This window comes from Streptomyces sp. NPDC001832 (genome assembly GCF_040297265.1).
Classification (GTDB): Bacteria; Actinomycetota; Actinomycetes; order Streptomycetales; family Streptomycetaceae; genus Streptomyces.
This window is the reverse complement of record NZ_JBEOYU010000025.1, coordinates 1-25,686: the sequence shown is the minus strand read 5'-3', so window position 1 is coordinate 25,686 and position 25,686 is coordinate 1. Positions and strand designations below refer to the sequence as shown.

Genomic DNA, 25,686 nt, shown 5'->3' with positions numbered 1-25,686 from the left:
GCAGCCGGGAGACGGTGGCTCCAGGGAATTGTCTCCTGGAGCCACCGTCCAGCCGTGGTGAATTCGACAGGTCACGAGATCCGGGTCAGCTTCGGCCCGAAACCTGGCTCGGACAGGTCCTTCTGGAGCGCAATCGGCGCTGAGACCTCGCCAGTACCAGTGCCGACTGTCACCTCGCCGACCACCGTGCCGGAAGCCGCTGAGTGCGGGACTTGCTCGTCGCCCTCGTCGATGTTGAGCTTCACCTGAAGGCCACTCCAGCCGATCGCCTTGAGGTCCTTGGTGGAAACCACGGGGGTCCTGCCGCCGAGGCCGTCGTCCACGTAACCGACGACATCGCCCTTCTTCACGACAGTGGTGGAGCCGACGCCCTTTTGTGCGGCCTGGATCAACTTGAGGCTGTTCTGGATCGCGCGCTGCAGTTTTGCGTCCAGAGTGCCGTCCACGTCAGCGCCCATCACCACTCCGATGATCCGGCGGCTCTTGCCGTCGATAATGGTGTCGGCGGCCCAGAGCAGGTTGCCACCAGCAGGCGTCGACGAGCCGGTCTTGATCCCGCTCACACCGGGCTCCAGCAGGATCACGTTGTTGTTGTAGATCGTCTTCCCCACGCCCGGGATATCGGCCTGGGGCATGTTCACGATCTCGCGGAAGACATCGTTCTGCATGACTGCCTCGGCCAGCTTGAGCTGGTCGGTGGGAGTGGACACGGTGGACGACTCGAGACCGCTTGGGTCCGTGTACGTCGTGTTCGTCATGCCGAGATCCTTGGCCGCGGCATTCATCTTCTCGACGAAGGCCTCCTCGGTCGTCGCGTCCCAGCGGGCGAGCAGGCGCGCCGCGTTGTTGCCGGACGGGATCATCAGCAACTGGAGCATCTGCTTCTGTGTGAACTTCTGCCCCTCCTTGATGGGGGCGGTCGACTCGTCGGGGCGGTTGGCCTCTTCGCCCGCCTTCTTATCGACCTCGATCTTCTCTCCCACCTGGTTACCGGTGATCGGGTGTTCCTCGAGGATCACGTACGCCGTCATCACCTTCGCGACGCTGGCGATCGGCGCGGGCTTCTGTGCGCCATAGGTGCCGATGGTGCCGACACCCTCGACCTCGACAGCGCCCTGCCCCTCGGCGGGCCACGGCATGTCGATCTTCCCGCCGTCGAAGGTGTACGTGGGGTCTGCGGACAGCATCAGTGTGGGCTCCGGAAGCGGGCGCACTATCTGCACAGTCGCAAAGACGATCAGCAGCAGCATGACCAGCGGGGTCCAGATCTTGACCCGGCGGACAGCGGTGCGGACCGGCGTCTCCGGCGGCGGGGGCGTGTTCGTCAGCTCGGCCAGCAGGTCGAGCGGCGGCTTGGGCGGCGTCGGCTGCTGCGTGGTCCGCTCAGCGGTGGACTCGGGCTTCGACTCGGGAGGCGGGGTGATCTTCAGCGCGGTCGTCGGCTGGTCGGCCTTGGCCGCGGCGGGCGTCCTGAAGACAGCGGTCGACTGATCAATTCCGCGCTTGTCCTCGGCGGTGTCGGCCTTGTCCGCGTCAGCGCTGTCCTTGGCGTCGGCTTCTGAAGCCTCAGCGTCCTGCGCGTCGTCCGCGTCTCTCGCGTCCTCGGTGGCAGCGGTCTCGTCGCGTCTCCCCGGAACCCGGGCCTTGTCGGACGGCGCGTCCGCAGCGTCGGCATCGGCGTCGGCGTCGGCGTCACCCGACACGGTCGCCTTGTCCGAGGCGCCGTCAGCCGGAGTAACCGGCTCAGGCGCGTCGCCCTCCGCCGCGGTGCCTGTGCCGGCGTCAGGTACAGCCTCGTCCTCGGACTTGACGTCCTTCGCGTCGCCCTTCGGGCCCTCGTCGCTCTCGCCGTCGCCCTTCGCCGCCCAAGCGGCAACCGCAACACGCAACCGCTCACCCCCCTCCTCGGCAACGTCCACGCTCTCCGCGTCGTCCGCGTCCTTCGCGTCCTTCGAGGGCTCGGCGGCCTCAAAGGACCCATCGGAGGACTCAGAGGCCCCCTCCGGGCCCTCAGCGGCCCCTCCCGCCCCCTCGGCGCCCGAGGAGCCCTCCTGGGTCCCGGAGTGCTCCGGCTGCTCCGAGCCCTGGCTGTCCCGGTCGCCCTGGCTGTCCCGGTCGCCCTGGCTGTCCCGGTCGCCCTCGCTGTCCCGGTCGCCCTCGCTGTCCCGGGACGGCCTCACGCCGAAGACGGCCGTCGCCGTATCCGCCTTGCCGTCGCCGCCGCCTGACAACCCCGGCCCCGTGCGGAAAACAGCCGTCGCCTTGTCCGTCGTGCCGCCGACCTCGCCCTCGGCGGACGGTTCGCGGCGGACGGCAAGCCTCGGATCGCTCTCGCTCCGAGCCGTCCCCGACGACTTCTGCTGCTTCGGCTTGTCGGGGGACTCGCCCGCCACCAATTCCTCCTCCATGCGGCGCGGGGACATCCCCGTGCTGTCCGAAACCATCTATCAGTGTCCCGTGTGAACCACCGGCCCGGCTGCTAGACGAGAACGACATATTCACTGGTTCCCTTACAAAGCACCCAGGCACCCTCGACAGACCAATGTGAGAGGGGTCACCCTGTCATGCATCCACGCGGGGAGGCATGGATGGGCAGGAGCCGAAGAACAATTCCGGAGGAGCTTCTGCTGCTCGCTCTGGACCCGGCCACGGGTACCACAGCGCAGCCGCAGTCGCTCGACCTCGGCCTCGCCGGAGCTCAGCTAGTGGAGCTGGCTCTGGCAGGACGGATAGCCCCTGACGGGGATCGTATCGCCGTGGTGATGCCACGGCCGACAGGAGATCCGACTCTGGACTCCGCACTGGAACTGCTGCGCCGACGCGGCAGCCCGGTTCGGGCAGTCCACTGGATTGGCGGACCCCGGCTGGGGCTGCGCCAGATCTACCTCGCTCATCTGGAGCGATGCGGCATGGTGCATGCCGTGGCGGGCCAGATGTGCGGAGTACTGCCGACAACTCGCTACCAGGCGACCGACACGGCGATCAGCCGGGACATCAGAGCCAGGCTGGACAGTGCGATCCGCACCGGCGTACCGCCAGACCCGCGGACCGCGGCGCTCGCCGCGCTGGCCCACGCGGTCGGACTCGGCAAGCACCTGTATCCCGGGAACGAGGGGCGTTCATCGCGCTCCCGGCTCCGGGACCTGATCAGACACGACCCGATGGGCGGACTCGTGGCGCATGCCGTGATGGACGTCCAGAACGGGGCGGCCGCGCAGCCGCGCCGCAACCAGGCGGCCGGAGCATCGTTGCAACCGCAAGTGCAGTCGCAGTCACGCCGCGGCAGCATGGCGCACACCGCGGCCCGCTAGGGCGAAACACACACTAGGACGCACCCGTCGTCACACGCACCACAGCACCGAGCACCGCAGCACCGCAGCACCGCAGCACCGCAGCACCGCAGCACCAACCGAATACCGCCGCACCGTCGTCCCCAAAGACCCGGTTCGGGAGTCGCACCAAGCGCGGGGCAGCCGGAATCATGGCTGCCCCGCGCGCTTGCGTGTGACCATTTCCCAGCGCGGCCGGGGGCAGGGGTGGCAATCTGCTCAGAAGTAGATACGCACAGCTACACAGCCGGAGGTGCCGTTTCCGTGCCGTCCAACGTCAATCCCACCGTCAGACGACGCCGGTTGGGCCAGGAATTGCGCCGACTGCGCGAGCTCAAGGGCATGACGGCCGAAGAGGTTGCGGAGCGGCTGCTTGTCTCGCAGTCGAAGATCAGCCGCCTGGAAAACGGCCGCCGCTCTATCAGCCAGCGCGATGTGCGCGATCTGTGCGGGGTGTACGAGGTCGAGGATCAACGGATCGTCGACTCGCTCATGCAGATGGCCAAGGATTCGCGCCAGCAGGGCTGGTGGCATGCCTTCGGCGACATCCCGTACAGCGTCTATATCGGTCTGGAGACCGATGCCGAATCACTGCGGGTGTACGAACCCCAGGTGGTCCCGGGCCTGTTGCAGACCCGGAGTTACGCCGAGGCGCTGATCCAGGGCGCGTTGCCGGAGGCCCCGCCGACCGACATCGACAAGCGTGTCAGCGTCCGGGCCCGCCGCCAGGACCGGATCACCTCCCCGGAGCATCCGCTGCGGCTGTGGGCGGTGATCGACGAGTCCGCGCTGCGCAGGATGGTCGGCGGCACGCAGGTGATGATCGAGCAGTTGGAGCAGCTGGTCGAGCTGTCGCACCTGCCGCATGTGACCGTGCAGGTGCTGCCGTTCGAGATGGGTGCGCACCCCGGTATCAACGGGCAGTACGCCGTTCTGGAATTCCCGGACGTCGCGGACTCCAGTGTCGTCTATATCGAGGGGGTCACCAGCGACCTCTATCTGGAGAAAGCCAACGATGTGCAGCGGTACAGCGTCATGTACGAGCACCTGCGGGCACAAGCACTGAATGTGGAGCAGACCCGGCACTTCATCAGCGCCATCGCGAAGGAGTACGCCGGGCGCTCGGGCGCGTAAAACCGGACAGCCCACAAGGTCCGGTATGCGAAAATTGGAGCGATGTTACGGGCGGGCGGCGGCAAGGTACACCGCCGCCCGCCCACGGTGGAAGCCGTAGTGGTTCATACCATCCGGTCGAGTGAACAGCCCCTTCGCTCAACGGACTTGGCGAGTAGCGTCGATCACGCCAACCGGAACGCTGTTGGCGTCTTTCACACGACTCTCTGAACCGGAGTGAACATGGCCATTCGTCAGGGTGCTACGGACAAGTGGACGAAGTCCTCGTATTCCGGGGGCAACGGCGCCTGCGTCGAAGTCAAGTCCCCTCTCGCGCGGGCTATTGCCGTACGCGACTCGAAGGCCCCCGAGGGCCCTTCGATCACGTTCGTCCCCGCCGCATGGAACGCCTTCGTACGTGACGTCGGCAAGGGTGCCGTCGACGCCTGACCAATGCTTCCCACCGTTCGCATCGCAGCATCGATTCCGGTGTTGCCGGCAGCCCTCTCGACCGGTCCGCCGTCCTGGCCGAGGGGGCTCGATGCTTGCCCCGGAAAATACTTGCCCCGCAGAACGCGCGAACGGGAAATGCCCGACCGGAGAATTCCTGCCCCGGAGATCCGGGGCCCTCAGCGCAGCTGGTCGACGTGGAGATCGGTGCCGGGCACGGTCGGGATGAACGGCGCCACCAGCTCCACCTGCCCCAGGCCGGATTCCGCGACCATCGCGTCGAGACCGGTGAAATGCCCGTCCCAGCAGTCCCGCGGGTCCTCCTGGAGGAACCACAGCAGGGTCAACCGGGTGTCGACACCCTCGACCTGCTTCACATAGGTCATACGGTCGCCCGGCAGCGGCGTGGGACGGAAGACGGTCACCATCGCAGCCGGGGAGCCGCCCAGCCGCATCGGCAGATGCCGCGAGCGCAGCCATTCCAGCAACTCGGCCCGCTGCTCGCCCCGTTCGGCGTCGATCACCTGAAGGACCAGCCCGCGGTAGGGGTGGTCGAGTGCGTGGAAGTCCCGGGGCCCCGCAGCTCCGTCCCGGTAGACCGTCGCCTCGTGATCCTGGAACGAGGTGAACACATGGGTGCGGTCTTGGTAGACCCGGCCGTCCCGGTTCAGTCGCTTGTTGATCCCGACGGTCCACTTCATGTGGTCGTCGTAGCGCCCGTCCGTCACCCAGTACGTCGACAGATAGCAACCGGCGCCGACCGGCCGGGCGACCGCGGACTTCTCCGGGTAACGCAGTTCCCGGAGTTCCCTGGTGGCGACCCAGCGGCGCCCAGCGAACATCCAGGGCATCGCCATCGCCCCCGCGTAGTAGTGGTCGTCCTCGTACCAGCGGTTGTACGCGTACTCATGGCCCGGATGCGGTTCGACCATGGTGATCAGCGCGTGGCCAGGATGGACTCCGTACGGTCCCAGCGCGGCCAGTTCGGCGTAGGTGTCGCTCCGCGTCTCGTCGCTCATGCCGTTCCCCTTCCGTACTCCGCAGCGGCGTCCTACTCTGACGCGCCGTCAGACGAACTGCCAGAGCCGGGAGGCCACCGATGTTGCTCGCGGGGAAGACCGTCATCGTGTCCGGGGTGGGCGCCGGGCTAGGGCACCAGGTCGCGGCGACGGTCGTACGGGACGGCGGCAGGGCGGTGCTCGGGGCGCGCACCGCCGCGAATCTCGCCAAGTCGGCCACGGAGATCGACCCGGAAGGCCGACACACCGCCCATCTGGCCACCGACATCACGGACGAGGCACAGTGCGAGGCGCTCGCCGCGCTGGCGCTGGAGCGGTTCGGGCGGATCGACGCGGTGGTCCATGTCGCCGCCTGGGACAGCTACTTCGGCGGCATCGAAGGTGCCGACTTCGCCACCTGGCAGTCGGTCATCGACGTCAATCTGCTCGGCACGCTACGGATGACCCGCGCCTGCCTGCCCGGGCTCAAGGAGCGGGGCGGCTCGGTGATCATCATCGGCACGCAGTCCTCAGTGGCCGCACCGTCCCAGGTGCAGCAGGCGGCGTACGCGGCCTCGAAGGGGGCGCTCACCTCGGCGATGTACTCCATGGCGCGGGAATTCGGCCCGCACCGGATCCGGGTGAACACGGTGCTGCCCGGCTGGATGTGGGGTCCGCCGGTGCAGGCGTACGTACGGTTCACGGCGCACACCGAAGGTGTACCCGAGGCCGAGGTGCTGGGCAGGCTCACCGAGCGCATGGCGCTTTCGGAACTTGCCACGGACGGCGATGTGGCCGACGCCGCCGCGTTCCTGGCCTCGGACCGGGCGCGGGCGATCACCGGGCAGTCCCTGCTGGTCAATGCCGGCGAGCTGATGCGGTAGAGCCGAGTCCGAAAGGGCAGTTCTCCTCCGTGGGGAATCGCCCGACTCGATCGACGTCTCACTCATCAGACGTTTCTCGTTGAGGAGTAGATCCGCCGTTGACCAGACGCTTCCTTCCCTGGCATAATGCCGGTCGTCGCTTGTGCCTCTTCGGTGCGGATTCGGATCCGCCCGGGAGGCTTTTTTCATGCCCGGGGCCGTCTTGCCCCTGTTCGGGGTGGACCCGCTGCAGAGATGCTGGTCCTGCCCGGTGACCTGGACAGGACCAGCGCCCATCATCCGTTCCTTCACGCAAAGGAGATTCATGCCAGAGGTATGTGTGCGCCTCGCGACGATCGACGATCACCCCGTTGCGGAGCGTCTTCGGTCGATGTTCCGCCACGGCACGTTTGAGGAGCGCCGGCCCGTACCGGGTCGGTCGGAACTGCCGCCCGGCATCCGGACCCCGTTCGTCGCTCCCGTGAGGGTGTGTGGCTGACCATGACCTCACAGACGAACACCGCAGCGGTCGCGGGTACCTGGAAGCTCGGTGACTTGACCGTCAACCGCGTCGGGTTCGGCGCGATGCGCCTGACGGGCAGCGCCCCCTTCGACCTCGGGATGCCGAGTGACCGCGAGCGGTCGATCAGCGTGCTCCGGCGCGCGGTCGAGCTCGGTGTGAACCACATCGACACTGCCGCGTTCTACTTCTCGTCGAAGCGCTCCGCCAACGAGCTGATCAACCGGGCGCTCGCGCCGTACCCGGATGATCTGGTCATCGCGACCAAGGTCTGGCCCGGCCGGGACCCCTCGGGTGCGTGGTGGTGGGCCAGGCCGGAGCAGTTGCGCGGCCAGGTCGAGGAGAACCTCCGCCAACTCGGCCGTGATCACCTGGACATTGTGAATCTGCGCTTACCGCCGAGCCGCAGAAGCAGCTCGATTGCCGAGCACTTCGCCGCGTTGGCCGAGCTGCGCGATGCCGGGCTCATACGCCATCTCGGCATATCCAATGCCACTCCCGAGCACCTGGCCGAGGCCCGAGCCATCGCACCGGTCGTCTGCGTACAGAACTCCTACAGTGTCGGTGCGCCGAGCGATGAGCAGGAATTCCTGCAGGCCTGTGGTGAGCTCGGTATCGCCTTCGTACCGTTCTTCGCGATCGCCGGCAGCGGACGCGAGGCAGGCGCGAGCGCCGCCGACAGCGAAGCGGTGCTCTCCGTCGCCCGCGCGCACGGTGTGTCGGCCGCGCAGGTTCGGCTGGCATGGACTCTGCGACAAGGACCGCACGTGCTGGTCATCCCGGGTACCGGCGATCCGGACCATCTCGTCGAGAACGTGGCTGCCGGCGCGGTGCGGCTCTCGGACGACGAAATGGCACGCCTCCAGTCCCTGCAACACAACCCTTAGGAGAAGACGAAGACGAGAATGATCAGCGCGGCGAGGATGGCGAAAGTCTCCCACCGGGCAGCGCGCAACAAGGTGCTCAATGACAGGGATCCCCTGGACCCTCGGGATCCGGAGCCGCTGGAGGCCGAATTGTCGTCGGACGCGCCGTCACCATCGCTCATCCGCCCCATGTTACGACCTCCCCCACGATAGGGAGCGGGCTCCTTTCCTTGGGGAAGGTCGTTAGGGCCTGTCCGGGGTTGTGATCTGGGCCGGTCCGGTCGACCACGCTTCGAGCGGCGTCGCTGCCGGGCTGGGGCATACGCCTCAGTCCGGCAGCACGGGAAGCAGCTCCGGAAGGTGTCCGTCGGATGCGGTGGCCGCCGTCACCCGTTCCTGCGGCACCTCTCCGTAGAGCGTCGTACGCGGCTTCGCCGGGCGGCCCGCGAGTTCCGCGATCGCGACGAGGTCCTGAATGGACCGGTACGAGCCGTAACTGGAGCCTGCCATACGGGAGATGGTCTCCTCCATCAGCGTGCCGCCCAGGTCGTTGGCGCCCGAGCGCAGCATCTCCGCCGCGCCCTGCGTACCGAGCTTCACCCAGCTGGTCTGGATGTTGGTGATGTGCGGGTGGAGCAGCAGCCGGGCCATGGCGGTGACGGCCCTGTTGTCACGGTCGGTGGGGCCGGGGCGGGCGATGCCCGCCAGGTAGACCGGGGCGTTGGTGTGGATGAACGGGAGAGTAACGAACTCCGTGAAGCCGCCGGTCTCCTGCTGGAGGTTCGCCAGCGTCCGCAGGTGGCCGAGCCAGTGGCGGGGCTGGTCGACATGGCCGTACATCATCGTGGATGAGGTGCGCAGGCCCTCCTCATGGGCGGTCCTGATGACCTCCAGCCAGGTAGCCGTGGGCAGCTTGCCCTTGGTGAGGACCCAGCGGACCTCGTCGTCCAGGATCTCGGCCGCCGTGCCGGGGATCGAGCCGAGCCCGGCATCCTTCGCGGCGATCAGCCAGTCGCGGATCGACATGCCGGTACGGGTGGCGCCGTTGACGACCTCCATGGGCGAGAAGGCGTGTACGTGCATGCCGGGGACGCGTTCCTTCACCGCCCGCGCGATGTCGAAGTACGCGGTGCCGGGCAGGTCGGGATGGATGCCGCCCTGCATGCAGACCTCGACCGCGCCGACGTCCCACGCCTGCGCGGCCCGGTCGGCGACCTGGTCCAGGGAGAGGGTGTACGCGTCGGCGTCGGTGCGCCGCTGGGCGAAGGCGCAGAAACGGCAGCCGGTGTAGCAGACATTGGTGAAGTTGATGTTCCTGGTGACGATGTATGTGACGTCGTCACCGACCACGTCACGGCGCAAGGTGTCCGCGATCCGGCACAGTTCGTCGAGCGCCGGGCCGTCCGCGTGGAGCAGGGCGAGGGACTGGTCGTCGGTGAGCTTCGTCGGGTCGTCGGCGGCCTGGCTCAGCGCCTGGCGCACGTCGGCGTCGATGCGGGACGGGACCATGCCGGGGGCGGCGGCTTCGCGCAGTGCCTCCCAGTCCCCGTACACCTCGTCGAAGTCCGCACGGCGGTCGCCGGTGCGGCCCTGGGTGTCGATGGTGCGGTGCAGGTCGGTGCGGCCGGTGGCGCCGAACTCCTCGTCGGGTTCCTGCCAGGGCAGGCCGGAGGGAATCGCTCCTTCGCGGGCCAGCCCCGTCTCCGGGTCGGCCAGGGCGCGGACGTGCGGGAGGAGGCGAGGGTCGAGCCAGGGCTCGCCGCGCTGGATGAACTCCGGGTAGATGGTGAGGCGTTCGCGGAGCGTGAAGCCCGACTCGGCGGTCCTGGCTGCCAGTTCGTCGATGTGGGGCCAGGGGCGTTCGGGGTTCACATGGTCGGGCGTGAGCGGGGAGATGCCGCCCCAATCGTCGATGCCCGCGCCGATGAGCAGCGCGTACTCGGCGTCGACGAGGTTCGGCGGGGCCTGGATGCGGGCGGACGGGCCGAGGATGTGCCGGGCTACGGCAATGGCCGCGGCCAGTTCCTCCAGCTCGGCGTCCGGCATGCCGCGCATCGCCGTGTCCGGCTTGGCGCGGAAGTTCTGGACGATGACTTCCTGGATGCCGTGGTAGGCGCGGGCGGTCTTGCGGAGCTCGAAGAGGGAGTCGGCGCGCTCCTCGTACGACTCGCCGATCCCGATCAGGATCCCGGTGGTGAACGGGACGTTGGAGCGGCCCGCGTCTTCAAGGACGCGCAGGCGTACGGCCGGTTCCTTGTCCGGGGAGCCGTGGTGCGGGCCGCCCGGCTCGGACCACAGCCGGGTGGCCGTCGTCTCCAGCATCATGCCCATGGAGGGGGCGACGGGCTTGAGCCGCTGAAGGTCCGTCCAGGTCAGCACGCCCGGGTTGAGGTGCGGGAGGAGGCCGGTCTCCTCCAGGACCCGGATCGCCATGGCGCGTACGTACGCGAGGGTGTCGTCGTACCCCTCGGTCTCCAGCCACTCCCGCGCCTCGGGCCAGCGGTCCTCGGGCCGGTCGCCGAGCGTGAACAGCGCTTCCTTGCAGCCCATGGCCGCACCCTTACGGGCGATGTCCAGCACCTCGTCGGGCGACAGGAACATCCCGTGGCCCTCGCGCCGGAGCTTGCCGGGGACGGTGACAAAGGTGCAGTAGTGGCACTTGTCGCGGCAGAGCCGGGTCAGCGGGATGAAGACCTTACGGGAGTACGTGATGACACCCGGACGGCCGGCGGCTTCGAGGCCGGCGTCGCGCACCCGGGCGGCCGAGGCGGCCAGATCCGTCAGATCGTCACCTCGCGCCTGGAGCAGAACGGCGGCCTCGGTCACATCGAGTGCGACACCGTCGCGGGCCCGCTTGAGGGCGCGCCGCATGGCGTTGGTGGTCGGGCGTCCGTGCTGAGGATCGGTCATGAAACGAGCATACGAGCGGGGCCCGCGCCCCGGACCGGAGCATCTGCACGCGGAGCCCGGACAGCTCCGTCCGCCCGAGCCGTCCTCGCTCCCATCGCAGACATGCTCGGCTCCGGGCCACGGCGGCGCGACCGGCCGCAGCGAAGCCCGAGAGATTCCGGCCACCCTGAAATTCACGAGGCGGGACCCGGTCGGCCGGGTCCCGCCTCGCGATACTTTCGAAAACCTCTACTCAAGGGTGAGCTGGCTACTCCACGAAACGCCAGGTGATGTCGATCGAACCCTGTTCGAGGGAGGCGAGCGCCTTGTATGCGCCGAGCGTCAGATCGAGGCCATACCTGCTCATACCCGGGCTCCGGTCAATGACCGTCGCGGTTATGGACTTTCCGTTGTGCGTGATTTCGACCTTCCTCCCGCAGGAGGGAGACGGGTATCCGGATTCGAACATGCTGGTGTCGAGCGCAACAGCGAAATCACTGTCCGTGGTCACTATGCCGCACGCCACCAGCCCGGGCTGGTAGTACGTCGCGATTCCCTGGTAGCCGTTCGACGGCGGCTCTGCGGGTGGCCCCGACGTCCGGCCCGACGCTGGGGGTGTCGCCTTGGCCTGCTCCGGGGGCGGCGTCGTTGTCTGGCCCGGCTCCGGGGGCGGCGTTGTGGTGCTGCCCGGCTCCGGGGGCGTCGTTGTCCCACTTGGTTCCGGGGCGAGAGTGGAACGGGGCGACTCGGTCAGGGTGGAGCCAGGTTCCGGTTGCCCTGAAGCGCTCGATGCCGGGATGGGGGTGTCGGCGTCCTCCGAGGCGGAGGCGGTGGCGACGATCCCGGCAGCGGAGCCGACGGCCAGCAGTGTGGCCGCCGCCATTTTGGCGATCTTTGCTCTCAACGTTCCCTCTCTGAATGTCTTATTCCGGACGGCGCGCATGCGAAGCATTCGTGGCGGGGGGTGCCATGAAGTTTCCTCGCGACCACGCCGCTGCGATCGTCGGCCCACGGGGGCAGACGATCGCAGCGGCCTCATGATGACCAGTCCCGCTGATGCTCCGCTGATGCCCCGCTGATGCCCCGCTGACGTTCGGCAACAAGCCGCGAACGCCGGGCACCCGTACGCGCGAGGGTCGAGCAGCAGGTTAAAAAAAACAAGCTGAGGATCGGTCATGAAGCGGGCACACGAACGAAGCGCACGCCCCGGACCAGGGTCGGACGGGGGCGAAGGCTCGGCCCTGGCGCCGGGGCCGCTGGGAGGTGTCGGGGGCTACCCCGGAGCGCACCCTGTACGTGGGCGACTGCCCGGCCGACGACCTGTTCCCGGCCAAATCCTTCGGCCTGCGCCGCGGCGGACATGGGCGTGACCGGATACCCGTGACGCGGCCACCGGCCAACATCCACAGGCCCATGTGTCATGTTTCCCTGACGCGGGGCGTCGGCCATTTCTGTGCATCCACCCATGCGGCATACGGGGTCCAGGGGACGGTGGGGAACTGCGTACGCAGCGCCTCCAGGTCCACCTGGTATCCGGTGTCCGTCAGGAATCCGTACATGGCGAACATGTCGGGGTTGGCGGTACGCAGGTCCTCCAGCGGCGTCCGACGGAACGCGACCGTGCCGCCCGCGGCCCGTCCGATCTCCGCGGCCATCCGGACCGGCGTGGGATCGTCGCCCGCCACCTCGATCCGCTGGCCGATCCAGCGGTCCGGATCGGCCACGACCGCGGCCACGACCCGGCCCAGGTCCTGCCGTGCCACCTGCTGGAGGGGCGTGTCACCGGGAAGCGGCATGGTCAGGACACCAGCGGCGACCTCGTCCAGAGCACCCAGCGCGTTGTCGTAGAAGTAGGTCGGTGCCACGACCGTCGCGGGAAGTCCGGATTCGGCAAGCAATTCCTCGGTCCTGGCCTTCGTCTCGAAGTGCGGGACGCCGGTGCCGCGATTCGCGCTGGCGACGGAGGCCAGCACCAGATGCGGCAGTGCGGCGTCCGCGGCGGCCCGTACGATCGCCGCGCCCTGGGCCACCTCCGCGTCCAGACCGTCCTGGAAGGGTGTGGTGACGGCGAATGCGGCTGCCATGCCCCGAAACGCGTCGGCGAGGGAGGCCGCGTCGAAGAGATCCCCGGCAACGACGTCCGCCCCGGCCGACGCCAGCGCCCTGGCCCGCCCGCTGCGGGGATCGCGCACCACGGCGCGCACAGCACGCCCCGCCTCCAGCAGAGCGGCGACCACGGCGCCGCCCTGGCCGCCGGTCGCGCCGAGTACCGCGATGGGCATGGGACCTCCGTGATCAAGGGACATGTGTCCATGCTGAACAGCGGAGGCCAAACCTGCCACCGGGAGGACACCGGGCGGTGAACGCCGCCCCACCCAGCCTTGATCCCGGGTTCTTCGCAAGATCCGCTTGCACGCTCAGTCACGGGGCTTCGGACAGACGCTGGACCGTCCGCCAGCGTTGGGCCTCGTCATCTGGGGCGTCCGGGGAAGGAAAGTGGAACGGCACTCCGAGGTAGTGAGCCAAGGCCCGCCCCGCACCCGCCCCCGCACCGTCACCCACCACGCCCACGCCCACGCTCTACCCGCCGCCCCGCGCGACGGCTCAGGCTCCTCCAGGTAACTGTCGACACTCTTGATAGCGATCTGACTCCCCCTCAACTTTGCTTCCTCGCCCGTAAAGAACGTCAGGTAATCGCTACTCTGTTCTCCCCCTGCCATGAGGTGGGGAGAACAGGGGTGGGACATGCGCAGAAGAATCGCTGTGGCCTCCGTGGTGGCGGCAGTGGCCACCGGGATCGCGGTGGCGCCGGCAGCTCATGCGGAGGGGCGAGGTGACATACGGGTCACCAAGACCGTCGTGAACGGTGGCAGCAGTGTGATCGTCGGGGTCAAGAACGTCAAGCAATTCCCGATCACCATGACGATCAAGGACAACTCGGGGGTGAAGGGGGTCTCCGATGTGTCCGCGTACAACACGACCAATGGTCATGGACCGGTGGACCACCTCGGCACGACGTGCAAAAAGGTCAGCACGACGACGTCCGTGTGCACGGCGACGATGGAGATCGATCCGACGTGGATCGACTCGTACGGAAGCGGCAACGCGGGCTGGGATGCCAACGCGGTCGCGGGGAACTGGCAGGTCAACGCCACGGTCCAGGCGAATGACCGCGACTACTGGATCTCCGACCGCATCGCCTTGTTCAAGGTGAAGCGCGCCGCGACCCTGACCACGGACGCCACGCCCGAGCCGGTCAGGAAGGGGGGCACGCTAACCGTCACCGGAAAGTTGTCGCGAGCCAACTGGACGGACCTCAAGTACCACGCGTTCACCAAGCAGGTGGTGAAGCTGCAGTACAAGAAGCCCGGCGGCACGTACAACACCGTGAAGACGGCGACCACGGACAGCAAGGGCCACCTCCGCGCGACAGTGAAGGCCACTGCTTCGGGCAGCTGGCGCTGGGCGTTCCTCGGTACGACCACGACCATGAAAGTCGTCTCCACCGGCGACGCCGTCACGGTGAATTGACATCCTCCCCTCCCCCAGGGAGGGGAGGGGATTCCTGGCTCAGGCTGCCTCCGGGAGCAGCGCCGGAGGTCTTACGCCCTCAGCACCAGCCGAGTTGAGACCAGCCCGTGCGACGGTTCTGGGCTGCGCCCGGTGAAGGCGGAGCTACTCCCCCAGCACCGCACGCATCACGCTCTTCGCGATCGGTGCACCCAGCCGGCCGCCCGAGATGTCCGCGCGGGAAATGTCCATGGCCGTCGGGTCGATGAACACCGCGACCGCCACCGACTGCCCGTCGGACTTCTTTCCGTACGAGACGAACCAGCCGTACGGCACCTCGTCCCTCACGTTCACGCCGCGCTGCGCCGTGCCCGTCTTGCCACCGACCGTGACACCGTCGATCAGGGCCCGTTGGGCGCTGCCCTCCTTGGCGGTGAACTCCATCATCTCCTGGACCTTCTTCGCCGTTTCCTCCGACACGGCCTGGCTCTTGAGCTTCGGCTCGTTCTTCTCCAGGACCGAGAGATCCGGGCCACGGAGCTCGTCCACGATGTACGGCTGCATCAGCTTGCCGTCGTTGGCGAGGGCGGCCGTCACCATGGCCATCTGCATCGGTGTGCTGGTGAGGCTGCCCTGGCCCATGCCCGTCAAAGCGGTTCCAGGCTTGTCCAGTTCCTCCGGGTATAGGCTCTTGGTGGCGAGCATGTCGCCGAACTCCTCCGAGTAGACGTCGGAGTTGAAGCCGAATTTCTCCGCCGTCTCGCGCATCTTGTCGGCGCCGACCTTGGACGCCGCGTCGAGGAAGACGTTGTTGCAGGAGTACTGCATCGCGGTCTTCATGGACGCCTTGTTGCACACCGCGTCGCCCGCCTCGCTGCCGATCTTGTTCGTGGACAGTGGCAGGGGGTACGGGGAGACGGCGTCGGTTGCCGCGTCGACATCGGTGACCACGCCGTTCTCCAGGGCCGCGGCCGCCGTGAGGATCTTGAACGTCGAGCCGGGCGGGTAGGTCTCGCGCAGCGGACGGTTGGCCAGCGGCTTGCTCTTGTCGTCGACGAGCGCCTGGAATTTATCCCCCTCCTTGAACGAGTTCCCGGCGAAGACGGACGGGTCGTACGAGGGCGTGGAGACAAGGGCCAGGACCTTTCCCGTAGGCGGGTCCAGAGCGACGACCGCGCCCCGCGCGCCGAGATCGGTGAGCCCCTTGTAGCCTGCCTTCTGCGCCTTCGGGTCGATCGTGGTGATCACATCGCCGCCGCGCCGCTGCTCACCGGTGAGGATGTCCTTGGCATGCCCGAACGCGAACCGGTCGTCCTGGCCGCTGAGGACGCTGTCATACGTCTTCTCCAGCAGGGACATGCCCTGCGCCTGCGAGGCGTAGCCGGTGACCGGGGCGTACATCGCGCCCTGCTTGAAGGTCCGCTGGTACTTGAAGTCTGTGCCGTCGACCGCCTTGGAGCCGGTGATCGCCCGGCTGCCGACGACGATGTCGCCGCGCGGGGTGGCGAACTGTTCGATCTTCACCCGGCGATTGTGTTCATCGGTGGCCAGCGACTCGCTCTGGAAGTACTGGAGCCAGTTGGCCCGCAGCAGCAGCGCCATCACCAACAGCCCGCAGAAGATGGCTATGTGCCGCAACGGCCTGTTCATCGTGGATCCACTCCCGTGCTCACAAAACTATTCGGTTCTTGGACCGACCGGTCCATAGGTGGGCGACGTGGCGGGGCTGGGCACGCATCTGCCGCCCCTCATTCGCCGGACAGTATTAAATATTGAAGATGCTTCGCTCCGGGCAGGTGGTTGCATCCGGGAGCAACCTGCGGAGCGGGCTCGTGGCCGGGCGCGAGCCCTTACAGGTACTCCGCGTACGCGTCCAGCGCCCGCAGCACCTCCGCCTCCCCCGCCGGAGGCAGCTGGAGGACGACCTCCTCGATGCCCAACTCCGCGTAGTGCGCCAGCTTCCCCGGGCTGGGGAGCACCGCGTACGGGACCACCTGAAGCTGCTTCGGGTCGCGGCCGGCCGACTCCCAGACCTGGCGCAGTTTCGGTACGGACTCCGTCAGGCCGCGCCCGCCGATCGGCAGCCAGCCGTCGGCGTACTGCGCGATGTGCGCGAACAGCTTGGGGCCTGCCGCGCCGCCGATCAGGGTGCGGGGGCCGTTCACCGGGCCGCGGGGCTGCTGGATCGGCTTCGGGTACGCGTGGCTGGCCCGTACCGCGCCGAACTCGCCTTCGTACGCGGTCGGTTCGTTGGCCCACAGGGCGCGCATCAAGGCCATTCGGTCGCGGACGAGGTCCCGGCGCGTCGACCAGTTCACCCCGTGGTCGGCGGCTTCCTCGACGTTCCAGCCGTAACCGAGGCCCAGCGTGAAGCGGCCGCCGGAGAGATGGTCGAGAGTGGCGATCTGCTTCGCGAGATCGATCGGGTCGTGCTGGGCGATGAGCGTGATGCCGGTGCCGAGGGTGAGGCGTTCGGTGACGGCAGCGGCCTGGGCGAGGGCGACGAAGGGGTTGAGGGTGCGGCCGTACTCGGGCGGGAGCTCGCCGCCTGCCGGGTAGGGGGTGTCCCTGCTCGCCGGGATGTGGGTGTGCTCGGGCAGGTAGAGCCCGGCGAACCCGCGTTGTTCGAGCTCGCGGGCGATCCGCAGTGGCGTGATCGTCTCATCGGTGAGGAAGATCGTTGTGGCGATCCGCATATGAGGACACCTCCGTCGTGGTCCGGTGGGGGCCCCAACGTATGCCGAGCGGTGCGGAATGCCGAGTGTCGCGCATTACCGGCCCCTCTCGTGCCTCTCGGCGTTCTTCCGGAGTTCACGGCTTCCGGCCAGGGTTGAGTGCGTCATCCTCGCCACCACGACACCGGGGAGCCACTCGTATGTCCGCATCGCAATCCGCCCACGGCCGCCCGATGGCCAGGCGCGGCCTTCTCGTCGGGACGGCCGCCACGGCTCTAACCTTGGGCACTGTGAGCTTCGCCGACGCCGCGACCGGGGACGATGTCCCGGACCGGACCAGGACCGTGCGCGGCACGCTGCCGACCGGGTCGCCGGACTATGTGTATCTGCCGGTCGAAGTACCGCACGGAGTGAGGGAGATCGCTGTCTCGTACACGTACGAGAAGACGCCCGTACCGGCCGGCACGCAGGGCAACGCCCTCGACATCGGCATCTTCGACGAGCGCGGCACGGACATGGGCGGGCACGGATTCAGGGGGTGGTCCGGCGGGGCGCGCAGCAGCTTCTTCATCCGGGCGGACGAGGCGACGCCCGGTTACATCGCGGGGCCGGTACGGGCCGGGACCTGGAACATCGCCCTCGGGCCGTACACCGTCGCCCCGGAAGGGCTCTCGTACGAGGTGACGATCACTCTGCGCTTCGGGCCGGCCGGGTCCACGCCGAAGCCCGTGTACCCGCCCAAGCGCGCGAAGGGGCGCGGGCGCGCCTGGTACCGCGGGGACTGCCATCTCCACTCCGTCCACTCGGACGGCAAGCGCACCCCTGCCGATATCGCCGCCGCCGCACGCGCGGCCGGGCTCGACTTCATCAACAGCAGTGAGCACAACACGTACTCCGCGCACAGCGCGTGGGACGGGCTGTGGGGTGACGATCTGCTCGTTCTCACGGGCGAGGAGGTCACCACCCGCAACGGGCATGTGATCGCGCTCGCCGTCGACCCGGGCACGTGGGTCGACTGGCGCTACCGGGCCCGCGACAACCGGTTCGGGCACTATGCGAAGGCGGTGCGCCGGGCAGGCGGTCTGGTAGTGCCCGCTCATCCGCACGCCACCTGCATCGGCTGCCACTGGAAGTTCGGCTTCGGCGAGGCGGACGCGGTGGAGGTGTGGAACGGGGCGTACACCCCGGACGACGAGGTGGCCCTCGCCGAGTGGGACAACTCCCTTGTGGCGGCGGTTCGTACGTCGAAGCCGTGGGTTCCGGCGATGGGCAACAGCGACGCGCACCGGGAGCCGGACAAGGTGGGGCTGCCGCAGACCGTCGTGCTCGCCGACGAGCTGTCGCGCGAGGCGATCACGGCCGGAATCCGGGCCGGGCACTCCTACATCGCCGAGTCGTCCGCCGTCACTCTGTCCTTCGGGGCCTCGGGCGGGCGCGGCCGGCATGCCGGGATCGGTGAACGGCTGCGGGTGGACGGGGACGACACCCCGGTCACGGTACGGCTGGAGGTGGCCGGGGCACCCGGCTGCACCGCGCACTTCGTCACCGACCAGGGCACGCTGTTCACGGCCACGCTGCCGGAGTCGGGGGCGGGGGTGGTGGAGTGGCGTACGACGCCGGTCTACGCCGCCTATGTGCGGGCCGAGGTCCGGCACCCGGCGACGGTGCCGGGGCTGCCGGGGGCGCTGGCGGCGCTCACCAATCCGGTGTTCCTGGAGGGATAGGAAACTCCCTAAGACGACTCGACGTCAAGATACTTGATGTCGACATACCTGTTGTCCGGGCTCCGTCCCTGTGCGCTTCGCGGCCGGGAGCGTCACAGTGGAAGGGGAGGAAAGCGGGCGGCCTGCCCGAGGAGGTATCCGGATGGATGCGACCGGCGAAAGCGACGACCGGCTCCGGGACTACCGCAGCAAACGGCATTTCGACGCGACCACGGAGCCACGCGGCGACGGCGAGCGGACGGGTGCGGCGCCCTGCTTCGTCGTACAGATCCACCAGGCGCGGCGCTTGCACTTCGACTTCCGGCTGGAGGTCGGCGGTGTACTGAAGTCATGGGCGGTGCCGCGCGGGCCCTCGGAGGACCCGCGCGAGAGGCGGCTGGCCGTCCCCACGGAGGACCACCCGCTGGAGTACCGCACGTTCGAGGGGGTCATCGCGAAGGGCGAGTACGGCGGCGGCACGGTGATCGTCTGGGACCAGGGCACCTACCGGCCGCTCAGCCATGACCGCTGGGGCGCGCCCGTGCCGTTCGAGCAGTCCCTGGAGGACGGGCACGCGACCTTCTGGCTCGACGGCACCAAGCTGCACGGCGAGTTCGCCCTCACCCGTTTCAAGGCAGGCGGTGGGAGCGACGCCCCGGGCGGCGAGATATGGCTGCTGATCAAGGCCAAGGACGGGCGCGCCACCCATGACGGGCCGGACAGACCGGACCCGTACCTGGCACGTTCGGCCCGCACGGGGCGCACCCTGGCACAGGTCGCCGCCGAGGAAGGGGGCGGGTCTTCGTGGTGACCGCACGCAGGACCATGGAAGTCCTCCTCAGCCGCTACGGCACCACCTATGCCGCCGAGGCCGGCATCAGGATGCGGAACACACCCCAGCCCCTCTACCAACTCCTCGTGCTCAGCGACCTGTTGAGCGCCCGTATCCGGGCTTCCGTGGCGGTGGCGGCGGCACGCGCACTGTTCGCCCACGGCATGCGCTCCCCGGACCGGATGATCGGGACGACATGGCAACAGCGAGTCGACGCGCTGGGCGAGGGCGGCTACCGACGCTACGACGAACGGACCGCCACTCAGCTCGGCGACGGGGCAGAGCTCCTGCTGGTCGAGTACGGGGGTGATCTTCGTCGGCTGCGCAAGGAGGCCGACGGCGACCTGGACATCCTGCGGTCCGGGCTGCGCAGAACCCCGGGCATGGGCCCGGCCGGTGCGGACATCTTCGTACGCGAGGTACAGGACGTGTGGCCGGAGGCGGCACCGTTCCTTGACGAGAAGGCCCTTCAGGGCGCCGAGAAACTCGGGCTGCCCGCCTCGCCGGCGAAGCTCGCGCGGCTGGCGGAGCAAGCCGGCGACCGCGGGCCGGCCGCGCTCGCGGCGGCCCTGGTGCGCGCCGCGCTGGACAAGCATGTCGTGGACGACGTCGGAGCGCGGGCCTGAGAGCCTGTCGGGTGGCCTCTGAGGGGGCTGTCAGTCCTCCACGACCAGTGCCGGGGTCTCCTTCGTCAGCACTTCACCGCGGAAGAACGCGGGGCTGCGACGTTGCATCGCCAGCATCAGCACCACACCGAGCAGCAGCAGCCCGACACCGATCACGAACACCGAGCCGACTCCGAAGACGGCCGAGCCGGAGCCGTATGCCGGGTCCCACATGTCGTAGAGGGTCTTGCAGAAGACCGCGGTGAGGAGGAGCCCGCCGGTGACCGGGAAGAGGCCCTTGAAGGCCAGGTCGCGGATGGAGCGGGTCAGGTCGGCACGGAAGTACCAGGCGCAGGCGAACGCCGTCAGCGCGTAGTAGAAGCAGATCATGAGGCCGAGCGCGTAGATGGTGTCGACCAGGACGTGCTCGCTGACCAGCGTCATGACCGCGTAGAAGATGCCGGTGGCCACGCCCGCCATGACGGTGGCCTTCCCCGGGGTCCTGAAGCGCGGGTGGACGCGGGCGTACGAGGCGGGCAGGGCCTCGTACGTGGACATCGCCAGGACCGTGCGTGCCACCGGGATGAAGGTGGTCTGCAGGCTCGCGGCGGCGGAGGCCAGGACGGCGACGAAGAGCAGGACACCGAGGGCGGGGCCCATGATCGGGCCGGCGAGTGCGGCGAAGACGTTGTCGGAGGTGTCCGGGTTGGCGAGGCCGAGACCCGTACCGCCGGAGCCGACGGCCATCTGGGCGGCGACGCCGGTCGCGAGGTAGGAGCCGACGAGCACGACCATCGCGATGAGCGCGGCGCGTCCGGGGGTCTTCTCGCTGCCGACGGTCTCCTCGTTGGCGGTCAGACAGGCGTCCCATCCCCAGAACATGAAGATCGACAGCGACAGACCCGCCGTGAACGTCCCGAAGGACTCCACTGCGAACGGGTTCAGCCAGGACCAGGAGAAGTCCAGCGACGAGGTGAACTCCCCGCTTTTCGCCTTCTGTACGGCCATCACCACGAACAGGGCGAGGACGACGAGCTGGAGGCCTACCAAGGTGTACTGGACGCCCTTGGTGGCCGTCATCCCCCGGTAGCTGATCGCCGTGGCGACCGCGATGAAGGTCAGACAGGTCAGGATGTGGACGGCCTTGTTGTCGTCCAGGGCGGCGATCGAATCGTTGCCCGTGACCTCGCCCGCGAGGAGCCAGAAGTACGAGGTGGCGACACCCGCCAGGTTCGACAGGACGATGATCGTCGCGATGACCAGGCCCCAGCCGCACATCCAGCCCACGCGCGGGCCGAATGCCTTCACCGTCCAGGTGAAGGAGGTGCCGCAGTCCGGCACGGCCTTGTTGAGTTCGCGGTACGCGAAGGCAACGAGCAGCATCGGCAGGAAGCCGGCCAGGAAGACGGCGGGCATCTGCAAGCCGACCTCGCCCGCGGTGGAGCCGAGCGTAGAGGTGAGGCAGTAGACGGGCGCGACGGTGGAGATGCCGATGACGGCACTGCCCATCAGGCCGACGGAGTTCCCGCCGAGGCCCTTGCCGCGTACACCGCCGTCGGCCGAGGGGGCACCCCGTACCGTGTCTCCGGCCTGCGGCCGCGCGTCCAGCTGTGTCATGAAAAGGACGTTAAGCGATGCGTTTTCCACATCCGGAGGCTGGAACTCCACCAGCTCGCCCTTGAATTTCAGGCGACAAAGCGGATACGCGAGTGTCAATTGAAGGTCAACGACGAAAAAGACCTTCCAAAGAGAGGCCTATTCCCGTTCGCAGCGCCATACGGGAACCGTACGCCTGTCCGTTTTGTGGCGATTCAAAAATTTCCCATGAGTGTCCGCTCAGCGGACACTCACCGGGTACGCCGGTTCAGCCCGGCCAGACGATCGCCTGGAGTTCGCTGTACGCGTGCAGGGCGTACGAGCCGACATCGCGCCCGACACCACTCTTCTTGAACCCGCCGAACGGGGCCTCCATGTTCCGCCCGATGGTGTTCACGCCGACTCCGCCGGCGCGCAGCCGCCGGGCCACCCGGAAGGCGCGTGCCACGTCCGAGGACCAGACGTAGTCGATCAGTCCGTAGTCGCTGTCATTGGCGAGTGCGATGCCCTCCTCCTCGTCGTCGAAGGGGACGACCACGACGACCGGTCCGAAGACCTCCTCGCGTACGACACGCATGTCGTTGGTGCAGTCGGCGAGGAGGGTGGGGGCGACGTAGCAGCCCCGGTCGAGTCCGGCCGGGCGTTCACCGCCCGTGACGATCCTCGCCCCCTCCTTCCGGCCGAGTTCGATGTACGCCTCGATGCGGTCGCGGTGGGCGGCGGAGATGACCGGGCCGACGACCGTACCCCGGTCCGTCGGGTCACCCACCTTCAAGTAGCCCGCGTACGCGGTGAGCTTCCCGATCAGGGCGTCGTGGGCTGCGCGCTGGACGAGGACGCGGGTCGGGGCCGTACAGATCTGGCCGCTGTAGAAGGAGAACGTGGTGCCGATGCCCGCCACCGCGGAGTCGAGGTCCGCGTCGTCGAGGACGACAGCGGCTCCCTTCCCGCCCAGCTCCATCAGCTGCCGCTTCATTCCGCGCCCGCACACCTCGGCGATGCGCTGCCCGACGGCCGTGGAACCGGTGAAGCTGACCATGTCGACGTCGTCGCAGTCCACGGCGGCCTCGCCCGCCTCGGGGCCGGACCCGGTGACGACATTGACGACACCCGCCGGAACGCCCGCCGCTTCGAGCGCCTCGGCCATCCGGTAGACGGAGAGCGGGTCCTGCGGTGCGGGTTTCACCACGACCGTGTTGCCCATGGCGAGTGCGGGGGCGATCTTGCCGGCCGGGTTGGCCCAGGGGTTGTTGTACGAGGTGATGCAGGTGACGACGCCGACCGGCTGACGTACGGCGAGCGCCCCGAAGACACCGGCCCGCCCCATCGGCCCGGCCTCGTTGATCTGCGGTGCGATCGCCTCCTCGACCGGTTCCAGGGCGCCCCTGGCATACCGGCGGAAGCGGGCGGCGCCGACGGCGACCTGCATGCCCCTGGCCGTTCCCGTGGTGGCACCGCTCTCCGCCTGGGCGAGAGCAGCGTTGCCGGTGAGGTCGCGCTGCATCAGGTCGGCGGCCCGGTCGAGGATCGCGGCCCGCTCCTCGGGGCGGGTACGGGACCAGGTGGCGAAGGCCTCACGGGCCGCCGCCGCTGCCGCGTACACCTGCTCACGGCTCGCCTCGGGTGCGAGGCCGACGACCTCCTCGGTGGCCGGGTTGATCACCTCGTAGTGGCCGTGGTCGGGTTCGGTCCACTCGCCGCCGATGAAGAGGCGTTGGCTGCTGTCGCTCATACGGTGCTCACCGTCCGGGTGTCGCGGCCGGAGCGGAGCACCGTACCGGGGACCGCGCCGGTCACCTTGTCGTCCCGCAGCGTCTCCACGCCGTTGACGCGGACCGACACGATGCCGATGGCCTTGGAGTCGAGGCGCGGGCTGTCGCCGGGCAGATCGTGTACGAGGGTGGCGGGCCCGGCGTCGATGCGTTCGGGGTCGAAGAGGACGAGGTCGGCGTGGAAGCCCTCCTCGATCCGGCCGCGGTCGCGGAGCCCGAAGAGCTGGGCCGGGTCGTCGGTGAGCATCTTGACGGCCTGTTCGAGGGGGAGGAGTTTCCGTCGGCGCAGGCAGTCGCCGAGGAAGCGGGTGGTGTACGGGGCGCCGCACATCCGGTCCAGGTGCGCGCCCGCGTCGGAGCCCCCGAGCATGACGTCCTCGTGCTCCCAGGTCTGCCGTCGCAGCGCCCAGGAGTCGGGGTCGTTGTCGGTGGGCATGGGCCACAACACCGTACGCAGCTCGTCCTCGGCGCAGATCTCGACGAGGCAGTGGAAGGGGTCCTGCCCGCGTTCGGCGGCTATGTCGCCCACGACGCGGCCGCTCAGCCCTTCGTTGGCCGTGCTGTAGGTGTCCCCGATGACGTACCGGCCGAAGTCGGCGAGGCGGCGGAAGACGCCGGCCTCTTTGCTGTCGGCGCGGCGGAGCATTTCGGCGCGGGTACCGGCGTCACGGAGCCGTTCGATGCGTTCGGGAACGGGGAGGGCGAGGATGTCGCCCCAGCCGGGGATGAGGTTGAGGGCGCAGAAGGTGCCGAGCGACATGTTCATGGGGGTGAGGATCGGCATGGTGAGTGCGACGATCCGGCCGCCGGCGCGGCGGGCCCGTTCGCTGGGCAGGAGCTGGCGGGGTACGCGTTCGGGGACGGCGGCGTCGATGGTGAGGACGTTCCAGTTCAGCGGGCGTCCCGCGGTGGCGGTCATGTCGACGAGGAGCTCGATCTCTTCGTCGGAGAACTGGTCGAGGCAGCCCGCGACGATCGCTTCGAGCTGGGTGCCTTCGTGTTCGCCGACGGCGCGGGAGAGGGCGAGGAGTTCTTCGGGGAGGGCATGGCGGGAGGCGACGGGCTGTCCGTCGCCGTCGGAGTGGGTGGCGGACTGGGTGGTGGACAGCCCCCAGGCTCCGGCGTCCATCGCATCGTGGAAGAGCGCGAGCATGGCGTCGAGCTGGGCGGGGGTGGGTTGTCCGCCGATCGCGTCGGCGCCCATGACGTGTCTGCGCAGGGCGCAGTGGCCGACCATGAACCCGGCATTGACGGCGATCCGCCCTTCGAGGGCGTCGAGGTATTCGCGGAAGCTGGACCAGGTCCAGTCGACGCCCTCCTCCAGGGCTTTGAGCGCCATGCCCTCCACCCGCGACATCATGCGGCGGGTGTAGTCGGCGTCCTCGGGGCGTTCTGGGTGGAGCGGGGCGAGGGTGAATCCGCAGTTGCCTCCGGCGACGGTGGTGACGCCGTGGTTCATGGACGGTGTGGCGTACGGGTCCCAGAAGAGCTGGGCGTCGTAGTGGGTGTGCGGGTCGACGAAACCGGGGGCGAGGACGAGGCCGGTGGCGTCCTCCGCGGTGACGGCTTCCTCGGTGAGCGTGCCCGGTTCGGCGATGACGGCGATGCGGCCGTCGCGAATGCCGATGTCGGCGGGGTATGAGGGTCCGCCGGTGCCGTCCACGACGGTCGCTCCGCGGATGAGGTGGTCGAGCATGACGGGGTTCCCTTCTGCGTTTCCTTGCGCGGGTACGTGGATGTGCAGCCGGGGTGCGCACGGCCGCGGTACGCACCCCGGCTCCACGGAGCGGCGGTCCGGGAAGACGCCGCTGGTCCCCCTAGGGCGTGTTTCGAAAGTCCCGCCTGGCACGCGACGCCTGGCACGCACGCCCGCCGCGTTGTCGGGATCGTCCTCGTACGCCCAGTACGAGGACGACCCTCCGCCTTGCGATCGCACGCACCAGACGCCGCGGGGCCCGCCCATCG

General features: G+C 68.6%; 20 protein-coding genes. 9 read left to right on the top strand and 11 right to left on the bottom strand.

The window, feature by feature from the left end:
* Positions 1 to 71: 71 nt before the first annotated feature.
* Positions 72 to 2,444 (bottom strand): D-alanyl-D-alanine carboxypeptidase family protein, encoded by a 2,373-nt coding sequence (locus ABT115_RS19945; protein ID WP_351791364.1) that lies wholly within the window; start codon positions 2,442 to 2,444, stop codon positions 72 to 74.
* Positions 2,445 to 2,588: 144 nt separating this feature from the next.
* Between ABT115_RS19945 and ABT115_RS19940 the strand changes: the two genes are divergently transcribed.
* The 3 genes from ABT115_RS19940 to ABT115_RS19930 all read left to right on the top strand — a co-directional run bounded on the left by ABT115_RS19940 (position 2,589) and on the right by ABT115_RS19930 (position 4,892).
* On the top strand, positions 2,589 to 3,311 hold the full coding sequence (locus tag ABT115_RS19940) for a GOLPH3/VPS74 family protein (RefSeq protein WP_351791361.1): 723 nt from the start codon (positions 2,589 to 2,591) through the stop codon (positions 3,309 to 3,311).
* A gap of 282 nt (positions 3,312 to 3,593) precedes the next feature.
* Positions 3,594 to 4,463, top strand: coding sequence for a helix-turn-helix domain-containing protein (locus ABT115_RS19935; protein WP_351791359.1), 870 nt, complete (start codon positions 3,594 to 3,596; stop codon positions 4,461 to 4,463).
* 222 nt (positions 4,464 to 4,685) lie between these two features.
* Positions 4,686 to 4,892 (top strand): DUF397 domain-containing protein, encoded by a 207-nt coding sequence (locus tag ABT115_RS19930; protein WP_351252989.1) that lies wholly within the window; start codon positions 4,686 to 4,688, stop codon positions 4,890 to 4,892.
* 179 nt (positions 4,893 to 5,071) lie between these two features.
* Here ABT115_RS19930 and ABT115_RS19925 read toward each other — a convergent pair whose 3' ends face one another.
* Positions 5,072 to 5,911, bottom strand: a complete 840-nt coding sequence (locus ABT115_RS19925; RefSeq protein WP_351791357.1) for a hypothetical protein — start codon at positions 5,909 to 5,911, stop codon at positions 5,072 to 5,074.
* An 80-nt stretch (positions 5,912 to 5,991) separates the two neighbouring features.
* Here ABT115_RS19925 and ABT115_RS19920 point away from each other — a divergent pair, with 80 nt between their 5' ends.
* Together ABT115_RS19920 and ABT115_RS19915 are read left to right on the top strand one after the other, a co-directional pair.
* Entirely contained in the window at positions 5,992 to 6,774 is a 783-nt protein-coding gene (locus ABT115_RS19920) for an SDR family oxidoreductase (protein ID WP_351791354.1), read from the top strand.
* Positions 6,775 to 7,254: 480 nt separating this feature from the next.
* The gene (locus tag ABT115_RS19915; RefSeq protein WP_351791351.1) at positions 7,255 to 8,160 is read left to right on the top strand and encodes an oxidoreductase; all 906 of its coding nucleotides are present in this window, start codon (positions 7,255 to 7,257) and stop codon (positions 8,158 to 8,160) included.
* Here ABT115_RS19915 and ABT115_RS19910 read toward each other — a convergent pair.
* The 4 genes from ABT115_RS19910 to ABT115_RS19890 all read right to left on the bottom strand — a co-directional run bounded on the left by ABT115_RS19910 (position 8,157) and on the right by ABT115_RS19890 (position 13,310).
* Positions 8,157 to 8,321 (bottom strand): hypothetical protein, encoded by a 165-nt coding sequence (locus ABT115_RS19910; protein WP_351791348.1) that lies wholly within the window; start codon positions 8,319 to 8,321, stop codon positions 8,157 to 8,159. The two genes, ABT115_RS19915 and ABT115_RS19910, sit on opposite strands and share 4 nt — an antisense overlap.
* Positions 8,322 to 8,466: 145 nt before the next feature.
* Positions 8,467 to 11,049 carry a bifunctional FO biosynthesis protein CofGH gene (locus tag ABT115_RS19905; protein ID WP_351791345.1) on the bottom strand — a complete coding sequence of 861 codons (2,583 nt, stop codon included), beginning with the start codon at positions 11,047 to 11,049 and terminating at the stop codon, positions 8,467 to 8,469.
* A 247-nt stretch (positions 11,050 to 11,296) separates the two neighbouring features.
* Positions 11,297 to 11,911, bottom strand: a complete 615-nt coding sequence (locus ABT115_RS19900) for a hypothetical protein (RefSeq protein WP_351791343.1) — start codon at positions 11,909 to 11,911, stop codon at positions 11,297 to 11,299.
* Positions 11,912 to 12,446: 535 nt separating this feature from the next.
* On the bottom strand, positions 12,447 to 13,310 hold the full coding sequence (locus tag ABT115_RS19890) for an NmrA/HSCARG family protein (protein WP_351791340.1): 864 nt from the start codon (positions 13,308 to 13,310) through the stop codon (positions 12,447 to 12,449).
* A 463-nt stretch (positions 13,311 to 13,773) separates the two neighbouring features.
* On the opposite strand from ABT115_RS19890, the gene ABT115_RS19885 reads away from it, so the two are divergent.
* The gene (locus tag ABT115_RS19885) at positions 13,774 to 14,559 is read left to right on the top strand and encodes a hypothetical protein (protein ID WP_351791337.1); all 786 of its coding nucleotides are present in this window, start codon (positions 13,774 to 13,776) and stop codon (positions 14,557 to 14,559) included.
* A gap of 144 nt (positions 14,560 to 14,703) precedes the next feature.
* Here ABT115_RS19885 and ABT115_RS19880 read toward each other — a convergent pair whose 3' ends face one another.
* A complete protein-coding gene (locus ABT115_RS19880; RefSeq protein ID WP_351791335.1) occupies positions 14,704 to 16,188 on the bottom strand; it encodes a peptidoglycan D,D-transpeptidase FtsI family protein in 1,485 nt (494 codons plus the stop codon).
* Positions 16,189 to 16,388: 200 nt separating this feature from the next.
* A complete protein-coding gene (locus tag ABT115_RS19875) occupies positions 16,389 to 17,234 on the bottom strand; it encodes an LLM class F420-dependent oxidoreductase (RefSeq protein WP_351791332.1) in 846 nt (281 codons plus the stop codon).
* Positions 17,235 to 17,446: 212 nt separating this feature from the next.
* Here ABT115_RS19875 and ABT115_RS19870 point away from each other — a divergent pair, with 212 nt between their 5' ends.
* The 3 genes from ABT115_RS19870 (at position 17,447) to ABT115_RS19860 (ending at position 20,374) form a co-directional block, all read left to right on the top strand.
* Positions 17,447 to 18,937, top strand: a complete 1,491-nt coding sequence (locus ABT115_RS19870; protein ID WP_351791499.1) for a CehA/McbA family metallohydrolase — start codon at positions 17,447 to 17,449, stop codon at positions 18,935 to 18,937.
* A 142-nt stretch (positions 18,938 to 19,079) separates the two neighbouring features.
* A complete protein-coding gene (locus ABT115_RS19865; RefSeq protein ID WP_351791329.1) occupies positions 19,080 to 19,727 on the top strand; it encodes a DNA polymerase ligase N-terminal domain-containing protein in 648 nt (215 codons plus the stop codon).
* Positions 19,728 to 19,741: 14 nt separating this feature from the next.
* Positions 19,742 to 20,374: an endonuclease gene (locus ABT115_RS19860; protein WP_351791496.1), complete on the top strand. Its 633-nt coding sequence runs from the start codon at positions 19,742 to 19,744 to the stop codon at positions 20,372 to 20,374.
* Positions 20,375 to 20,404: 30 nt separating this feature from the next.
* Here ABT115_RS19860 and ABT115_RS19855 read toward each other — a convergent pair whose 3' ends face one another.
* The 3 genes from ABT115_RS19855 to ABT115_RS19845 form a co-directional block, all read right to left on the bottom strand.
* Complete coding sequence (locus tag ABT115_RS19855; protein WP_351791327.1) at positions 20,405 to 21,970, bottom strand: APC family permease; 1,566 nt, start codon at positions 21,968 to 21,970, stop codon at positions 20,405 to 20,407.
* 247 nt (positions 21,971 to 22,217) lie between these two features.
* On the bottom strand, positions 22,218 to 23,681 hold the full coding sequence (locus ABT115_RS19850) for an aldehyde dehydrogenase family protein (protein ID WP_351791324.1): 1,464 nt from the start codon (positions 23,679 to 23,681) through the stop codon (positions 22,218 to 22,220).
* Positions 23,678 to 25,417 carry an N-acyl-D-amino-acid deacylase family protein gene (locus ABT115_RS19845; RefSeq protein WP_351791321.1) on the bottom strand — a complete coding sequence of 580 codons (1,740 nt, stop codon included), beginning with the start codon at positions 25,415 to 25,417 and terminating at the stop codon, positions 23,678 to 23,680. Before ABT115_RS19845 ends, ABT115_RS19850 begins: the two co-directional genes overlap by 4 nt.
* Positions 25,418 to 25,686 lie beyond the last annotated feature (269 nt).

Coding starts and splice junctions, on each gene's coding strand:
- ABT115_RS19945 (WP_351791364.1), bottom strand. CDS start 2,444: ATGGTTTCGGACAGCACGGGGATGTCCCCGCGCCGCATGGAGGAGGAA.
- ABT115_RS19940 (WP_351791361.1), top strand. CDS start 2,589: ATGGGCAGGAGCCGAAGAACAATTCCGGAGGAGCTTCTGCTGCTCGCT.
- ABT115_RS19930 (WP_351252989.1), top strand. CDS start 4,686: ATGGCCATTCGTCAGGGTGCTACGGACAAGTGGACGAAGTCCTCGTAT.
- ABT115_RS19925 (WP_351791357.1), bottom strand. CDS start 5,911: ATGAGCGACGAGACGCGGAGCGACACCTACGCCGAACTGGCCGCGCTG.
- ABT115_RS19920 (WP_351791354.1), top strand. CDS start 5,992: ATGTTGCTCGCGGGGAAGACCGTCATCGTGTCCGGGGTGGGCGCCGGG.
- ABT115_RS19915 (WP_351791351.1), top strand. CDS start 7,255: ATGACCTCACAGACGAACACCGCAGCGGTCGCGGGTACCTGGAAGCTC.
- ABT115_RS19910 (WP_351791348.1), bottom strand. CDS start 8,321: ATGAGCGATGGTGACGGCGCGTCCGACGACAATTCGGCCTCCAGCGGC.
- ABT115_RS19905 (WP_351791345.1), bottom strand. CDS start 11,049: ATGACCGATCCTCAGCACGGACGCCCGACCACCAACGCCATGCGGCGC.
- ABT115_RS19900 (WP_351791343.1), bottom strand. CDS start 11,911: ATGGCGGCGGCCACACTGCTGGCCGTCGGCTCCGCTGCCGGGATCGTC.
- ABT115_RS19890 (WP_351791340.1), bottom strand. CDS start 13,310: ATGCCCATCGCGGTACTCGGCGCGACCGGCGGCCAGGGCGGCGCCGTG.
- ABT115_RS19885 (WP_351791337.1), top strand. CDS start 13,774: ATGCGCAGAAGAATCGCTGTGGCCTCCGTGGTGGCGGCAGTGGCCACC.
- ABT115_RS19880 (WP_351791335.1), bottom strand. CDS start 16,188: ATGAACAGGCCGTTGCGGCACATAGCCATCTTCTGCGGGCTGTTGGTG.
- ABT115_RS19875 (WP_351791332.1), bottom strand. CDS start 17,234: ATGCGGATCGCCACAACGATCTTCCTCACCGATGAGACGATCACGCCA.
- ABT115_RS19870 (WP_351791499.1), top strand. CDS start 17,447: ATGGCCAGGCGCGGCCTTCTCGTCGGGACGGCCGCCACGGCTCTAACC.
- ABT115_RS19865 (WP_351791329.1), top strand. CDS start 19,080: ATGGATGCGACCGGCGAAAGCGACGACCGGCTCCGGGACTACCGCAGC.
- ABT115_RS19860 (WP_351791496.1), top strand. CDS start 19,742: ATGGAAGTCCTCCTCAGCCGCTACGGCACCACCTATGCCGCCGAGGCC.
- ABT115_RS19855 (WP_351791327.1), bottom strand. CDS start 21,970: ATGACACAGCTGGACGCGCGGCCGCAGGCCGGAGACACGGTACGGGGT.
- ABT115_RS19850 (WP_351791324.1), bottom strand. CDS start 23,681: ATGAGCGACAGCAGCCAACGCCTCTTCATCGGCGGCGAGTGGACCGAA.
- ABT115_RS19845 (WP_351791321.1), bottom strand. CDS start 25,417: ATGCTCGACCACCTCATCCGCGGAGCGACCGTCGTGGACGGCACCGGC.